The sequence below is a fragment of the Pseudomonas poae genome (genome assembly GCF_001439785.1).
GTDB lineage: Bacteria > Pseudomonadota > Gammaproteobacteria > Pseudomonadales > Pseudomonadaceae > Aquipseudomonas > Aquipseudomonas poae.
In genome coordinates this window covers 315,232-329,557 of record NZ_JYLI01000004.1, presented here as the reverse complement: position 1 = coordinate 329,557, position 14,326 = coordinate 315,232, and the positions used below count along the sequence as shown (strand labels likewise).

The window sequence follows — 14,326 nt, the reverse complement described above, 5'->3', positions numbered from 1 at the left end:
ACACACCCCCTGTGGGAACCGGCTTGCCGGCGATGCGGACACCTCGGTCAGTCTGATGCACCGCTATCGCAGGCAAGCCAGCGCCCACATTTGATCGGCCTTGCACCAGAGAAAACCATGACCGCACTGAGCCTCGCCCACCTCACCTGGACCCCAAGGGACCATGGCAGCTGTCATCATCAGTTCCACCTGTGCGACGCCAGCCTGCATGTCGCCGCCGGTGAGTTCGTGGGGCTGATCGGTCCCAATGGCAGCGGCAAGACCAGTCTGCTGCGCTGCGCCTACCGCTTCAGCAAACCAGACCAGGGCGACGTGCTGCTGCAGCACCAGAACGTGTGGCAGCAAAGCGCCAAGTGGTGCGCGCGACGCATCGCCGTGGTGCTGCAGGAATTCCCCGATGCCTTCGGCCTGCGCGTCGACGAAGTGGTCGCCATGGGCCGCACGCCCCACAAGGGCCTGTTCGACGGCGATACCGTGCACGACCGGCAGTTGGTGTGCAGCATGCTCGAATCGGTCGGCATGAGCGGCTTCGAAGACCACGCCTTCGCCACCCTCTCCGGCGGCGAAAAGCAGCGCGTCATCCTCGCCCGTGCCCTGGCCCAGGAGCCGCACCTGCTGATTCTCGACGAGCCGACCAACCACCTCGACCCGCGTTACCAACTGGAGCTGTTGCGCCTGGTCAAGCGCCTGAACATCGGCACCCTGGCCAGTATCCACGACCTGAACCTGGCCGCCGCGTTCTGTGATCGCCTGTACGTGATCGATCACGGCCGCATCATCGCCAGCGGCACGCCCCATGAAGTCCTCACCGCCGAACTGCTGCACGACGTGTTTGGCGTGCAGGCACTGATCGACACTCATCCCTTGTCCGGCTACCCCCGAATCACCTGGATAACTCAACCATGATCCTGCGCTCCCTGCTGTCTCTCGCCCTGCTGTTCGGCACCGCCCAGGCGTTCGCCGAGGCCACCCATTACCCGGTGACCATCAAGAGCTGCAACCGCAACGTGACCTTCCAGGAAGCGCCGCAGCACGCCGTCAGCCATGACATCAACATGACCCAGATGATGCTCGCCCTGGGCTTGAAGTCGCGCATGGCCGGCTACAGCGGCGTCACTGGCTGGAAGTCGGTCACTCCCGAGATGTCCGCGATCCTCGACGGCCTGCCGGAACTGGCGAGCAAGTATCCGTCGGTGGAAACCCTGCTCAACGCCAACGTGGATTTCTTCTTCGCCGGCTGGGACTACGGCATGCGCGTGGGCGGTGACCTCACGCCCGCCACCCTGCAACCCCTGGGCATCAACGTGTACGAGCTGACCGAGTCCTGCGCGTTCGTGATGAAACGCAAGGCGGCGACGCTGGACGACACCTACAACGACCTGCGCAACCTGGGCAAGATCTTCGACGTGCAGGACCGCGCCAATGGGCTGATCGCACAGATGCAGGCGCAGATCGCCGAGGTGCAAAAAGACCTGCCCGCCGACAAACCCCGGGTATTCCTCTACGACAGCGGCGAAGACCGCGCCATGACCTCCGGGCGCCTGGGCATGCCGCAGGCGCTGATCGCCGCCGCCGGCGGGCGCAATATCCTCGACGACGTCGACGCCAGCTGGACCCGGATCAACTGGGAAACCGTGGTGGAGCGCAATCCCCAGGTGATCGTGATCGTCGACTACAGCGAAGTCACGGCCGACCAGAAGGAGCAATTCCTGCTCAATAATCCCGCGCTGCAAGGGGTGGACGCGATCAAGAACCAGCGCTTTATCGTGATTCCGTACGTGCAGGCCACGCCGGGCATCGACAACGTGCAGGCAGTGGAAACCCTGGCAAAGGGGTTTCACGGCGAATGATCAGCCGTCGCTACGCCCTGTTGCTCGCCGCACTCGGCGCGCTGTTGCTGGTGTCCTGCGTGGTCTCGCTGGGCTTTGGCCCGGCGCGGGTGCCGGTGGACGTGGTGTGGCGCATCCTGCTGCACAAGGCCTTTGGATTCGGCGAGGTGAACTGGCCGTCCGGGCAGGAACATATTGTCTGGCTGATTCGCGTGCCGCGCATGTTGCTCGGCGCATTGGTGGGCGCGGGCCTGGCGCTGATCGGCGCGGTGTTGCAGGCGGTCACGCGCAACCCACTGGCCGACCCGCACCTGCTCGGCGTGACCTCGGGCGCCACGCTGGGCGCGGTGATCGTGGTGCTGCATGTGGGGGAAATCATCGGTTTGCTGACTCTGCCCATCGCAGCGTTCATCGGCGCGCTGGCGAGCATGCTGGTGGTGCTGGCGGTGGCCAGTCGCAATGGCCGTCTGGAGAGTGATCGCCTGTTGCTGTGCGGCGTGGCGGTGTCCTTTGTGATGATGGCCGCCGCCAATTTGCTGCTGTTCATGGGCGACCACCGCGCGGCGTCGGCGGTGATGTTCTGGATGCTCGGCGGCCTCGGTTTGGCGCGCTGGGAGCTGCTGGCGATTCCCGCCGCCACGGTGCTGCTGGGCCTGCTGATTCTGCTGGGCATGGCCCGGCCGCTGAACGCGCTGATGGCCGGCGAACAGACCGCCGTGACCCTGGGCCTCAACGCACGCACGGTGCGCCTGAAGGTGTTTCTGGTGGCCTCGCTGATGACCGGCGTGCTGGTGGCCATCAGCGGCTCCATCGGCTTTGTCGGGCTGATGGTGCCGCATATCGCGCGGCGTCTGGTAGGCGCCGAGCATCGCCGCCTGCTACCGGTGTGCGCACTGCTGGGCAGCCTGTTTCTGGTGTGGGTGGACGTGGCCGCACGCACCCTGATCGCCCCCGAGGACCTGCCGATTGGCGTGGCCACGGCGGCGATTGGCGGGCTGTTCTTTATCGGCTTGATGCGCAAGCGTTAGGGCCTCCCCCCGTACTCGCGGTCCGCCGTCCACGCCACCATGGCATGGAAGATCCCCCCTACTGTCCACCCAACCGGCGCGCGCCAGTCGCTACATAGCGAGTGCGCGCCATTGTGGCGCGCCTGAGCGCACCGCCTGCGCCACTCGCCCGTTTGTGGTGCGCGGCGCTGCCCTGCATTCGAGCCGGGCAAGGGCCGCGGGCGGTTATGCGACTAGGCACACCCCTTGCAAAGCCTCCTGCATCTGCCCCTTACAACACCATGAGTCTTCGGAGATCGCACCATGAAGCGTCGCAGCTTGATCAAGGCTTTCACTCTTTCCGCCTCCATCGTCGCCATGGGCCTGACCTGGACCGTGCAAGCCGCCGAGACCATCAAGGTCGGCATCCTGCACTCGTTGTCGGGCACCATGGCCATCTCCGAGACCTCGCTCAAAGACATGGCGCTGATGACCATCGACGAGATCAACGCCAAGGGCGGCGTGAACGGCAAGATGCTGGAGCCGGTAGTGGTGGACCCTGCGTCGAACTGGCCGCTGTTCGCCGAGAAAGGCCGCCAGTTGCTGACCCAAGACAAGGTCGCCGTGGTGTTCGGCTGCTGGACCTCGGTATCGCGCAAATCGGTGTTGCCGGTGTTCGAAGAACTCAACGGCCTGCTGTTCTACCCGGTGCAATACGAAGGCGAAGAGATGTCGCCGAACGTGTTCTACACCGGTGCGGCGCCCAACCAGCAAGCGATCCCGGCAGTGGAATACCTGATGAGCGAAGAAGGCGGCAGCGCCAAGCGCTTCTTCCTGCTGGGCACCGACTACGTGTACCCGCGCACCACCAACAAAATCCTGCGTTCGTTCCTGCACTCCAAAGGCGTAGCGGATAAAGACATCGAAGAGGTCTACACCCCGTTCGGCCATGCCGACTACCAGACCATCGTCGCCAACATCAAGAAATTCTCCGCAGGCGGCAAGACCGCTGTGATCTCCACCGTCAACGGCGACTCCAACGTGCCGTTCTACAAAGAGCTGGCCAACCAGGGCCTGAAAGCCACCGACGTACCGGTGGTGGCGTTCTCGGTGGGTGAAGAAGAACTGCGCGGCATCGACACCAAGCCGCTGGTGGGCAACCTCGCCGCCTGGAACTACTTCCAGTCGGTGGAGAACCCGGTGAACAAGAAATTCGTGGCCGACTGGAAAGCCTACGCGAAGAAACACAATCTGCCGGGCGCCGACAAAGCCGTGACCAACGACCCGATGGAAGCCACCTACGTGGGTATCCACATGTGGGCGCAAGCGGCGGAGAAAGCCAAATCCACCGATGTCGACAAAGTGCGTGAAGCCCTGGCTGGCCAGACCTTCGCCGCGCCGTCCGGCTTCACCCTTACCATGGACAAGACCAACCACCACCTGCACAAGCCGGTGATGATCGGCGAGATCCAGGCCGACGGGCAGTTCCAGGTGGTGTGGCAGACCGAAGAGCCGATCCGCGCGCAACCGTGGAGCCCTTACATTCCGGGCAATGACAAGAAGCCGGATCACGCGGTGAAGAGCAACTAAGCCGCCGATCGTTCCCAACCCTGTGGGAGCTGGCTTGCCTGCGATGCAGACACCTCGGTCGGTCTGATGCACCGCTATCGCAGGCAAGCCAGCTCCCACATTTGTTCGAGCAAGGCCCAAGACTATGCCCACTGCCCTGCACCGCCTTATATTCGCCGCCCTGCTGTGGCTGCCCCTCGCCGCACACGCCAGCGACGCCGAAGACTTCATCAACGCTAACCCGATGCAGCAAGCCAAGCTGCTGCAGAACTGGGCCGCCCAGCCTGACCCGGCGCGCATCGAGTTGGTCGACGCCCTGCAACAAGGCCAGCTCACCCTCAACGGCGAAACCAGAACCGTGCGCCTGAACAACCGCCTGCGCGGCCTGATCGACAACGTACAGGCCAGCCAGCAATTGCTCGCCGCCGACCCCAAGCTGCGCCTGGCGGCCGCCCGTACCCTGCAAAAAAGCGCCGTGCCTGCGCAACTCAAATTCCTCGACCAGCAGGTCGCCGCCGAGACCGACGAGAACGTGCACACCGCTCTCAGCCTGGCCCTGGCCAACCTGCAACTGGTCGACAGCGACCCGGTGGTGCGCCTGGCCGCCGTGCGCCTGCTCGGCGGCACCGGCGACCCGCTGGCCCGTACCCGCCTTGAAGCATTGCTCGCCCCCGGCGTGGAAACCGATGCCGCCGTGCACACCGCCGCCGAGACCAGCCTGGCCCAGGTCAAACGCAAGCTGATGGTCGGCGAGATTCTCGGCCAGGCCTTCAGCGGCATGTCCCTGGGCTCGATCCTGCTGCTGGCCGCGCTGGGGCTGGCGATCACCTTCGGCCTGCTCGGCGTGATCAACATGGCCCACGGCGAAATGCTGATGCTCGGCGCGTACTCCACCTATGTGGTGCAGTTGCTGATGCAGCGCTGCGTGCCCGCCGCCATTGAGTTCTATCCGCTGATTGCGCTGCCGGTGGCATTCTTCGTCACCGCCTGCATCGGCATGGCGCTGGAGCGCACGGTGATTCGTCACCTCTATGGCCGCCCGCTGGAAACCCTGCTCGCCACCTGGGGCATCAGCCTGATGCTGATCCAACTGGTGCGCCTGGTGTTCGGCGCGCAGAACGTCGAAGTGTCGAACCCGGAGTGGTTGTCGGGCGGCATCCAGGTGCTACCCAACCTGGTGCTGCCTTACAACCGCATCGTGATCATCGCCTTCGCGCTGTTCGTGGTGGTGCTGACCTGGCTGCTGCTGAACAAGACGCGCCTGGGCCTCAACGTGCGCGCCGTCACCCAGAACCGCAACATGGCCGCTTGCTGCGGCGTGCCCACCGGGCGCGTGGACATGCTCGCCTTTGGCCTCGGCTCGGGCATCGCAGGCCTGGGCGGCGTAGCGCTGAGTCAAATCGGCAACGTCGGCCCCGACCTGGGCCAGAGCTACATCATCGACTCGTTCCTGGTGGTGGTATTGGGCGGCGTCGGCCAGTTGGCCGGCAGCGTCATGGCCGCGTTTGGCCTGGGCATCGCCAACAAGATTCTGGAACCGCAGATCGGCGCCGTGCTGGGAAAAATCCTGATCCTCGCGCTGATCATTCTGTTTATCCAGAAACGTCCGCAGGGACTCTTCGCACTGAAAGGACGGGTGATCGACTGATGAACCAGCCATTGATGCTCACGGCCACGCAAAAGGCCGGCCCCAGAGTGACGATTGCCGTCGGTGCAGTGATCCTCGCTGTGCTGCTGGCGCTGCCGCTACTGTCGCTTTTGCCTGCCGATAACGCGCTGCATGTGTCGGCCTACACCCTGACGCTGGTGGGCAAGATTCTCTGCTACGCCATTGTCGCCCTGGCGCTGGACCTGGTGTGGGGCTACGCAGGGATGCTGTCCCTCGGTCACGGTTTGTTTTTTGCGCTGGGCGGTTATGCCATGGGCATGTACCTGATGCGCCAGGCCGCTGGCGATGAACTGCCGGCGTTCATGACCTTTTTGTCGTGGACCCAATTGCCCTGGTATTGGGTCGGCACCAATCACTTCCTCTGGGCCCTGTGCCTGGTGGTGCTGGCGCCCGGACTGCTCGCGCTGGTGTTCGGCTTCTTCGCGTTTCGCTCGCGCATCAAGGGCGTGTATTTCTCGATCATGACCCAGGCGCTGACCTTTGCCGGAATGCTGTTGTTCTTTCGCAACGAGACCGGCTTTGGCGGCAATAACGGCTTTACCAATTTCCGCAGCATCCTCGGGTTCGGCATCACCGAGCCCGGCACCCGCGCGGTGCTGTTCATCAGCACCGTGCTGCTGCTGATCGCCAGCCTGTACATCGGCTGGCGCCTGGCGCAGAGCAAGTTCGGCCGGGTGCTGACCGCCCTGCGCGATGCCGAAAACCGTCTGATGTTCTGCGGCTACGACCCGCGCGGTTTCAAGCTGTTCGTGTGGGTGTTGAGCGCGGTGTTGTGCGGCCTGGCCGGCGCGTTGTATGTGCCGCAGGTGGGCATCATCAACCCCAGCGAAATGTCGCCGACCAACTCGATTGAAGCCGCCGTGTGGGTGGTGCTGGGCGGACGCGGCACGCTGATCGGGCCGTTGCTCGGCGCCGGCGTGGTCAATGGCATGAAGAGCTGGTTCACCGTGGCCTTCCCGGAATACTGGCTGTTCTTCCTCGGGGCGCTGTTCATCATCGTCACCCTGTACCTGCCCAAGGGCGTGATCGGGCTGCTGAAAAAATGAGGAACGTCATGCTGGAACCTATTTTCGATGCGGGCAGCGGCCGCGATGCCATCGGCCTCGGCCAAGCCGCAGGCAAGGGCCTCAATACCCGTCACGGCACCCTCCTGACGCTAGAGGACATCAGCGTCAGTTTCGATGGTTTCAAGGCGCTCAACGAGCTGAACCTGTACATCGGCGTTGGCGAACTGCGCTGCATCATCGGCCCCAACGGCGCGGGCAAGACCACGCTGATGGACGTGATCACCGGCAAGACCCGCCCCAGCCACGGCAAGGCCTGGTTCGGCGAAACCCTGGACTTGACCCGCATGAGCGAAGTGCAGATCGCCCAGGCTGGCATCGGCCGCAAATTCCAGAAGCCCACAGTGTTCGAAGCGCTCAGCGTGTTCGAAAACCTGGAGCTGGCGCAGAAGACTGACAAGTCGGTTTGGGCCAGCCTGCGCGCGCGCCTGAGTGGCGAGCAGAAGGACCGCATCGAGGAAGTGCTCGATACCATTCGCCTGACCGCTTCGATGCAGCGCCCGGCCGGCTTACTGTCCCACGGGCAAAAACAGTTTCTGGAAATCGGCATGCTGCTGATGCAGGACCCGCAACTGTTGCTGCTCGACGAGCCAGTGGCGGGCATGACCGATGCCGAAACCGAGTTCACCGCCGAGCTGTTCAAGCGCCTGGCGGGCAAGCATTCGCTGATGGTGGTGGAACACGACATGGGCTTTGTCGGCGCGATCGCCGATCACGTCACCGTATTGCACCAGGGCAGCGTGTTGGCCGAAGGGTCGCTGGAACAGGTACAGGAAAACGAGCGGGTGATCGAGGTTTACCTCGGTCGCTGAACAGTGGGTGGTATGCACGCCTGCTCGCCACAGAGGCCAGACACCAGCGCGATTTGAGGAGAATTTGAACATGCTGCAAGTCGACAAACTGCACCAATACTACGGCGGCAGCCACATCCTGCGCGGGCTTTCGTTTGACGTGAAGATCGGCGAAGTCACCTGCCTGCTCGGACGCAACGGCGTGGGCAAGACCACCCTGCTCAAGTGCCTGATGGGTTTGCTGCCGGCCAAAGAAGGTGCGGTGAACTGGGAAGGCAAGGCGATCACCGGTCTCAAGCCGCACCAGCGTGTGCACGCGGGCATTGCCTACGTGCCCCAGGGCCGGGAGATTTTCGGTCGGCTGACGGTGGAGGAAAACCTGTTGATGGGCCTGTCACGCTTCCCCGGTTCCGAGGCCAAAGAGGTGCCCGCCTTCATTTACGAGTTGTTCCCGGTGTTGCTGCAAATGAAACATCGACGCGGCGGCGACTTGTCCGGTGGGCAGCAACAGCAATTGGCAATCGGCCGCGCCCTGGCCAGCCGCCCGCGCCTGCTGATTCTCGATGAACCCACCGAAGGTATCCAGCCATCGGTAATCAAGGAGATTGGCGCGGTGATCAAGAAGCTCGCGGCACGCGGCGATATGGCGATTTTGCTGGTGGAACAGTTCTACGACTTCGCCGCCGAATTGGCCGACCAGTACCTGGTGATGTCCCGGGGTGAAATCGTGCAGCAGGGCCGTGGCGAAAATATGCACAGCGAGGGTGTACGCGGCCTCGTAACCATCTAACCTGTGGCGTCCCGACATTAAGCAAAAACCATGAACCTGCCCGTTTCCCCTGCCCTGTTCACCCCCAGCTGGCACGCCGCGCTGGACCTCGGCTACGCGCGTTTCGGCGATACCACGCGCCCGGTGCTGCGCAGGCACATCGGCCCGCTGCGCGTGCAAAAACACCTGTACGCCGAAGGCCCCGAAGTGTGCCAGCACATCATCGTGCACCCGCCAGGCGGTATTGCCGGCGGTGATCGCCTGGATATCCGCGCGCACGTTGGCGAAGGTGCCTGGGCGCAACTGACCAGCCCCGGCGCAGCCAAGTGGTACCGCGCGGGCGGTCCGGCGTTTCAGCAGCTGGAATTGACCGTTGAAGCCGGCGCCACCCTGGAATGGCTGCCCCAGGAAACCATCGTGTTCAGCGCCGCCCAGGCCGAACTCACCACGCGTATCGAGCTGCACGGCGACGCCCGGCTGTTCTACTGGGACGTGGTCGCCCTTGGCCGCCCGGCCAGTGGCGAGCGCTTCGACCTCGGGCACTTTCAATCGCACCTGGATATCCGCCGCGACGGCCAGTTGCTCTGGCATGAGCGCCAGCGCATCGTGGGCGGCGATGGGTTGCTTGACTCACCGATTGGGCTGGACGGGCAACCGGTGTTCGCCACCCTGCTGCTCACCGGCGACATCGATCCTGAATTACTTGAAGCCTGCCGCGCCCTGCCCCATGCGGTGCGCGGCGACCTGACCCAACTGCCCGATCTGCTGGTGGCCCGCTGCCTGGCCAGTGAAGCGCTGCTGGCGCGGGCCTGGTTGATTGATTTATGGCGTTTGCTGCGCCCGGCGGTGCTGGGACGGGAAGCGGTAGCACCGAGAATCTGGAGCACATGAAGATCCCAATATGTAGCCTGTCTTCCTGTGGGAGCTGGCTTGCCTGCGATGGCATCACCTCGGTACATCAGAGACACCGAGTCGCCTGTATCGCAGGCAAGCCAGCTCCCACAGGGGATCTTCGTTGTATTTAAGAATGCTTTTTTGAAGGACCTTGAACCATGGATCTGACCCCACGGGAAAAAGACAAACTGCTGATATTCACCGCAGGCCTCGTGGCCGAGCGCCGCTTGGCGCGTGGAGTGAAGCTCAACTACCCGGAAACCATCGCCTACATTTCCGCCGCCTTGATGGAAGGCGCGCGCGATGGCCGCACCGTAGCGGACCTGATGCACTACGGCACCACCCTGCTCAGCCGTGAACAGGTGATGGAAGGCATCCCGGAGATGATCCCGGATATCCAGGTGGAAGCGACCTTCCCGGACGGCACCAAGCTGGTCACCGTCCACCAGCCCATCGCGTGAGAAACCGGCCATGATTCGTGATGCCATTGAAAGCGACCTGCCGGCGATCCGCGCCATCTACAACGATGCGGTGCTCAACACCACCGCCATCTGGAACGAACAACCGGTGGACCTGGCCAACCGCCAAGCCTGGTTCCAGGCGCGACAGGCCCAGGGCTACCCGATTCTGGTGTCCATCGAAAACGACGAAGTCACCGGCTACGCCTCGTTCGGCGACTGGCGGCCCTTTGAAGGCTTTCGCTACAGCGTCGAACACTCGGTGTACGTGCGCCATGACCAGCGCGGCAAAGGCCTCGGCCCGCGCTTGATGCAAGCGCTGATCGAACGCGCGCGCACCTGCGGTAAGCACGTGATGGTCGCCGCCATCGAAAGCGGCAACCTGGCGTCGATCCACCTGCATGAACGCGTGGGGTTCATCACCACCGGGCAGATGCCCCAAGTGGGTATCAAGTTCGGCCGCTGGCTGGACCTGACCTTTATGCAACTGGCCTTGAACCCGGGCGCCGAACCGCCCAAGGAGTGACATCGATGAGTGCTGCGCACCTGCGTCGAGTCAATGCTGAAAGCTTTGCCCATTACCGCCTGGGGTTGGTCGAGCTGCTGCTGGACGCGGTGCGCCATGGCGCCTCGGTCGGCTTCATGGCCGATTTCGACGAGGCCCAGGCGCGCGCCTACCTGATCGGCGTACAGGCCAGCATCGAAGACCAGAGCCTGCTGCTGTGGGTGGTGGTGCGCGACGAGCAGGTGATCGCCAGCGTGCAGTTGGCGCTGTGCCAGAAAGCCAACGGCCGCAACCGCGCCGAAGTGCAAAAGCTGCTGGTACACAGCACTGCGCGCCGCCATGGCCTGGGCCAGCAATTGATGAACACTCTGGAACTCGCCGCGCGCCAGCACCGGCGCGGCCTCTTGTTCCTGGACACCGAGGCTGGCTCCGGCGCGGAAGCCTTCTACCAATCGCTGCACTACACCAAAGTCGGTGAACTGCCCGACTACTGCCAAAGCCCGGACGGGCGCTACAGCCCGACCGCCATCTACTTCAAGACCCTGGGGCAACCTGCATGATTCCTGGTGAATATCAAATCCAGCCGGGCGAGATCGAGCTGAATGTCGGCCGCCGCACTGTCACGCTGAGCGTGGCCAACAGCGGCGACCGGCCGATTCAGGTGGGCTCGCACTATCATTTTTTCGAAACCAACGACGCGCTGACCTTTGACCGTGCGGCGAGCCGTGGCATGCGCCTCAATATCCCGGCGGGCACGGCAGTGCGCTTTGAGCCGGGGCAGAGTCGCGACATTGAGTTAGTGGATTTGAGCGGTGGGCGACGGGTGTTTGGGTTTGCCGGCCGGATCATGGGCAACCTATAGGGCCTCATCGCAGGCAAGCCAGCTCCCACAGTTGAAATGCATTCCCCTATGGGAGCTGGCTTGCCTGCGATAACGATTTCATATTCAACACACATTATTCAGGACACCCCTATGAAAATCAGCCGCCAAGCCTACGCCGACATGTACGGCCCCACCGTCGGTGACAAGGTCCGCCTGGCCGACACCGAGCTGTTCGTCGAAGTGGAACAGGACTTCACCGTCTACGGCGAAGAGGTCAAGTTCGGCGGCGGCAAGGTGATCCGTGACGGCCAGGGCCAGAGCCAGTTGCTCGCCCACGAAGTGGTCGACACCTTGATCACCAACGCGCTGATCATCGATCACTGGGGCATCGTCAAGGCCGATGTGGGCCTCAAGAACGGTCGTATCCACGCCATCGGCAAGGCCGGCAACCCGGACATTCAACCCGGCGTGACCATGGCCATCGGCGCCAGCACCGAAGTGATTGCCGGCGAAGGCATGATCCTCACCGCTGGCGGCATCGACAGCCATGTGCATTTCATCTGCCCGCAGCAGATCGAAGAGGCGCTGACCAGCGGTGTCACCACCATGATCGGCGGCGGCACCGGGCCGGCCACCGGCACCAACGCCACCACCTGCACCTCGGGCCCCTGGCACCTGGCGCGCATGCTCCAGGCCAGCGATTCGTTCCCGATGAACATCGGTTTCACCGGCAAGGGCAACGCGAGCCTGCCCGAACCCTTGATCGAACAGGTCAAGGCCGGCGCCATCGGTTTGAAGCTGCATGAAGACTGGGGCACCACACCCGCGAGCATCGACAATTGCCTGAGTGTCGCCGATCAATACGACGTGCAGGTAGCGATTCACAGCGACACGCTCAATGAGTCAGGCTTTGTCGAAACCACCCTGGCTGCGCTCAAGGGCCGCACCATTCACACCTATCACACCGAAGGCGCCGGTGGCGGCCACGCGCCGGACATCATCAAGGCCTGCGGTTTCCCCAACGTGCTGCCCAGCTCCACCAACCCGACGCGGCCGTTCACGCGCAACACCATCGACGAACACCTGGACATGCTGATGGTCTGCCATCACCTGGACCCCAGCATTGCCGAAGACGTGGCCTTCGCCGAAAGCCGCATCCGCCGCGAGACCATCGCCGCCGAAGACATCCTGCACGACCTCGGCGCGTTCTCGATGATCAGCTCCGACAGCCAGGCCATGGGCCGCGTCGGTGAAGTGATCACGCGCACCTGGCAGACCGCCGACAAGATGAAAAAACAGCGTGGCCCGCTGCCCGGCGACGGCCCTGGCAACGACAACTTTCGCGCCAGGCGCTACATCGCCAAATACACCATCAACCCGGCGATCACCCACGGTGTGAGCCATATCGTCGGTTCGATCGAAGTGGGCAAGTGGGCGGATCTGGTGCTGTGGCGTCCGGCGTTTTTCGGTATCAAGCCGACCCTGATTCTCAAGGGCGGCGCGATTGCCTCAAGCTTGATGGGCGACGCCAACGCGTCGATTCCAACGCCGCAGCCGGTGCATTATCGTCCGATGTTCGCCAGTTTCGGCAGCTCGCTGCACGCCACCAGCCTGACCTTTATCAGCCAGGCCGCGCAGGACGCCGGCTTGCCCGAGGCCCTGGGTTTGAAAAAGCAGATTGCGGTGGTCAAGGGTTGCCGCAACGTGCAGAAATCCGACCTGATCCACAACGATTACCTGCCGGATATCGAAGTGGACCCGCAGACCTATCAGGTCAAGGCTGACGGCGTGTTGCTGTGGTGCGAGCCGGCCGACGTGCTGCCGATGGCGCAGCGGTACTTTCTGTTCTGACACTCGCCGTGCTCGCACCGGCAGTGAGGCGCCTTAGAAGTTCTCGCGCGGGTTGAAGCTGGCTTTCCTGGCCAGCGCCTGCCACAACGCGATCGTCTCGTCGTCAGCCTGCTTGGGCATCACCGCCTTGAGCTGCACGAACAGATAACCACGCTCCCCCGCCTTGTTCAGCAAGCCATGCCCCCTGGCGCGCATGCGCTGGCCGTTCTGGCTGCCGGCCGGCACCTTGAGGTTGATTTTGCCGGTAAGGGTCGGCACCGCCACTTCCGTGCCCAGCGCCAACTCCCAAGGCGCCAGCGGCAGGTTGATGATGAGGTCGTTGCCGTCCACTTCAAATTTGGGATGCGGGGCAAACTTGATGATCAGGTACAGGTCACCGTTGGCACCGCCGCCGATGCCAGGCGCGCCCTGGGCCTTGAGGCGAATGCGCTCACCGTCGGCCACGCCGGCGGGGATCTTCACGTTCAGGCTCTTGGTGGTGTTGCTCACATGCCGGCCCGAAGCGTCGTATTGCGGCACCTGGAAGCTGATCTGTTTGGACTCGGTGGACAGTGTCTCTTCCAACGAGACCGTCAGTTGCATCTCCACGTCCTGGCCTTTACGGCCGGCAGGACGGCGCTGACCGCCGCCAAAACCGTCGCCGCGATTGCCGAAGATCGAGCTGAAGAAGTCGGAGAAATCCTCAGTGCCCGCGCCACCGCCAAAGCCACCACGGCTCTGCCAGCCCGGCGGGCCCTGGAACGGCTGGCCATGCTGGCCGTATTTGCGCAGCTCATCGTACTCGGCGCGCTTGTCGGCGCTCTTGAGGGCCTCATAGGCTTCGGACGCGTCCTTGAACTTGGACTCGGCGTCTTTTTCCTTGCTCACATCCGGGTGATATTTGCGCGCGAGCTTGCGATAAGCGGCCTTGATTTCCTTGTCATCGGCGCTCGGCTCGACACCCAGAATCTTGTAGTAGTCTTTGAAATCCATCGGCGGTTCACCTTCCTTAAATCGAGATCGCACCGCCCGTTCCACACCGTGCGATGGTTTGCACGTGTTGAGTGGTGTGCACGGGGGGTGCGTCAAAGTGTTATCGGCGCGTGCCGTATGCAGCAGATGTGGGGGCGAATCGCGCC

The 14,326-nt window shown here is 63.3% G+C and carries 15 protein-coding genes; 14 read left to right on the top strand and 1 reads right to left on the bottom strand.

Translation table 11 applies throughout. The features are described 5' to 3' along the window. Positions 1 to 117 precede the first annotated feature (117 nt). The 14 genes from TU75_RS06875 (at position 118) to ureC (ending at position 13,208) form a co-directional block, all read left to right on the top strand. Positions 118 to 906 (top strand): ABC transporter ATP-binding protein, encoded by a 789-nt coding sequence (locus TU75_RS06875; RefSeq protein WP_060548517.1) that lies wholly within the window; start codon positions 118 to 120, stop codon positions 904 to 906. After that, a complete protein-coding gene (locus TU75_RS06870; RefSeq protein ID WP_060548516.1) occupies positions 903 to 1,850 on the top strand; it encodes an ABC transporter substrate-binding protein in 948 nt (315 codons plus the stop codon). Before TU75_RS06875 ends, TU75_RS06870 begins: the two co-directional genes overlap by 4 nt. Next, the gene (locus TU75_RS06865; protein WP_015373655.1) at positions 1,847 to 2,857 is read left to right on the top strand and encodes a FecCD family ABC transporter permease; all 1,011 of its coding nucleotides are present in this window, start codon (positions 1,847 to 1,849) and stop codon (positions 2,855 to 2,857) included. Before TU75_RS06870 ends, TU75_RS06865 begins: the two co-directional genes overlap by 4 nt. 282 nt (positions 2,858 to 3,139) lie before the next feature. After that, positions 3,140 to 4,405 carry an urea ABC transporter substrate-binding protein gene (gene urtA / locus TU75_RS06860; RefSeq protein ID WP_060548515.1) on the top strand — a complete coding sequence of 422 codons (1,266 nt, stop codon included), beginning with the start codon at positions 3,140 to 3,142 and terminating at the stop codon, positions 4,403 to 4,405. 124 nt (positions 4,406 to 4,529) lie between these two features. Further along, entirely contained in the window at positions 4,530 to 6,032 is a 1,503-nt protein-coding gene (urtB, locus tag TU75_RS06855) for an urea ABC transporter permease subunit UrtB (RefSeq protein WP_060548514.1), read from the top strand. Further along, the gene (gene urtC, locus TU75_RS06850) at positions 6,032 to 7,099 is read left to right on the top strand and encodes an urea ABC transporter permease subunit UrtC (RefSeq protein WP_060548513.1); all 1,068 of its coding nucleotides are present in this window, start codon (positions 6,032 to 6,034) and stop codon (positions 7,097 to 7,099) included. Before urtB ends, urtC begins: the two co-directional genes overlap by 1 nt. After that, positions 7,096 to 7,929, top strand: a complete 834-nt coding sequence (gene urtD, locus TU75_RS06845) for an urea ABC transporter ATP-binding protein UrtD (protein WP_032871113.1) — start codon at positions 7,096 to 7,098, stop codon at positions 7,927 to 7,929. Before urtC ends, urtD begins: the two co-directional genes overlap by 4 nt. Before the next feature lie 70 nt (positions 7,930 to 7,999). Beyond that, positions 8,000 to 8,698 (top strand): urea ABC transporter ATP-binding subunit UrtE, encoded by a 699-nt coding sequence (urtE, locus tag TU75_RS06840; protein WP_015373653.1) that lies wholly within the window; start codon positions 8,000 to 8,002, stop codon positions 8,696 to 8,698. 30 nt (positions 8,699 to 8,728) lie between these two features. Continuing rightward, positions 8,729 to 9,568 carry an urease accessory protein UreD gene (locus TU75_RS06835; protein WP_015373652.1) on the top strand — a complete coding sequence of 280 codons (840 nt, stop codon included), beginning with the start codon at positions 8,729 to 8,731 and terminating at the stop codon, positions 9,566 to 9,568. A gap of 161 nt (positions 9,569 to 9,729) precedes the next feature. Beyond that, positions 9,730 to 10,032 carry an urease subunit gamma gene (gene ureA, locus TU75_RS06830; protein WP_003171437.1) on the top strand — a complete coding sequence of 101 codons (303 nt, stop codon included), beginning with the start codon at positions 9,730 to 9,732 and terminating at the stop codon, positions 10,030 to 10,032. 10 nt (positions 10,033 to 10,042) lie between these two features. Further along, complete coding sequence (locus TU75_RS06825; RefSeq protein ID WP_003236139.1) at positions 10,043 to 10,555, top strand: GNAT family N-acetyltransferase; 513 nt, start codon at positions 10,043 to 10,045, stop codon at positions 10,553 to 10,555. Between the two features lie 5 nt (positions 10,556 to 10,560). Beyond that, positions 10,561 to 11,094, top strand: coding sequence for a GNAT family N-acetyltransferase (locus TU75_RS06820; RefSeq protein ID WP_060548512.1), 534 nt, complete (start codon positions 10,561 to 10,563; stop codon positions 11,092 to 11,094). Then, complete coding sequence (locus TU75_RS06815) at positions 11,091 to 11,396, top strand: urease subunit beta (protein ID WP_060548511.1); 306 nt, start codon at positions 11,091 to 11,093, stop codon at positions 11,394 to 11,396. The genes TU75_RS06820 and TU75_RS06815 overlap by 4 nt, the downstream gene beginning before the upstream one ends. A 111-nt stretch (positions 11,397 to 11,507) precedes the next feature. Then, a complete protein-coding gene (ureC, locus tag TU75_RS06810; RefSeq protein WP_003236145.1) occupies positions 11,508 to 13,208 on the top strand; it encodes an urease subunit alpha in 1,701 nt (566 codons plus the stop codon). Between the two features lie 33 nt (positions 13,209 to 13,241). Here the strand turns inward: ureC and TU75_RS06805 are convergent, their stop codons facing one another. Further along, positions 13,242 to 14,180, bottom strand: coding sequence for a DnaJ C-terminal domain-containing protein (locus tag TU75_RS06805; protein ID WP_003236147.1), 939 nt, complete (start codon positions 14,178 to 14,180; stop codon positions 13,242 to 13,244). Between the last annotated feature and the right edge of the window lie 146 nt (positions 14,181 to 14,326).

Excerpts from the sequence above, each read along its gene's own strand:
- TU75_RS06815 (WP_060548511.1), top strand. The coding sequence starts at position 11,091 with ATGATTCCTGGTGAATATCAAATCCAGCCGGGCGAGATCGAGCTGAAT.
- urtC (WP_060548513.1), top strand. The coding sequence starts at position 6,032 with ATGAACCAGCCATTGATGCTCACGGCCACGCAAAAGGCCGGCCCCAGA.
- urtD (WP_032871113.1), top strand. The coding sequence starts at position 7,096 with ATGAGGAACGTCATGCTGGAACCTATTTTCGATGCGGGCAGCGGCCGC.
- TU75_RS06870 (WP_060548516.1), top strand. The coding sequence starts at position 903 with ATGATCCTGCGCTCCCTGCTGTCTCTCGCCCTGCTGTTCGGCACCGCC.
- TU75_RS06820 (WP_060548512.1), top strand. The coding sequence starts at position 10,561 with ATGAGTGCTGCGCACCTGCGTCGAGTCAATGCTGAAAGCTTTGCCCAT.
- TU75_RS06865 (WP_015373655.1), top strand. The coding sequence starts at position 1,847 with ATGATCAGCCGTCGCTACGCCCTGTTGCTCGCCGCACTCGGCGCGCTG.
- ureC (WP_003236145.1), top strand. The coding sequence starts at position 11,508 with ATGAAAATCAGCCGCCAAGCCTACGCCGACATGTACGGCCCCACCGTC.
- TU75_RS06875 (WP_060548517.1), top strand. The coding sequence starts at position 118 with ATGACCGCACTGAGCCTCGCCCACCTCACCTGGACCCCAAGGGACCAT.
- urtB (WP_060548514.1), top strand. The coding sequence starts at position 4,530 with ATGCCCACTGCCCTGCACCGCCTTATATTCGCCGCCCTGCTGTGGCTG.
- urtE (WP_015373653.1), top strand. The coding sequence starts at position 8,000 with ATGCTGCAAGTCGACAAACTGCACCAATACTACGGCGGCAGCCACATC.
- TU75_RS06825 (WP_003236139.1), top strand. The coding sequence starts at position 10,043 with ATGATTCGTGATGCCATTGAAAGCGACCTGCCGGCGATCCGCGCCATC.
- urtA (WP_060548515.1), top strand. The coding sequence starts at position 3,140 with ATGAAGCGTCGCAGCTTGATCAAGGCTTTCACTCTTTCCGCCTCCATC.
- TU75_RS06835 (WP_015373652.1), top strand. The coding sequence starts at position 8,729 with ATGAACCTGCCCGTTTCCCCTGCCCTGTTCACCCCCAGCTGGCACGCC.
- TU75_RS06805 (WP_003236147.1), bottom strand. The coding sequence starts at position 14,180 with ATGGATTTCAAAGACTACTACAAGATTCTGGGTGTCGAGCCGAGCGCC.
- ureA (WP_003171437.1), top strand. The coding sequence starts at position 9,730 with ATGGATCTGACCCCACGGGAAAAAGACAAACTGCTGATATTCACCGCA.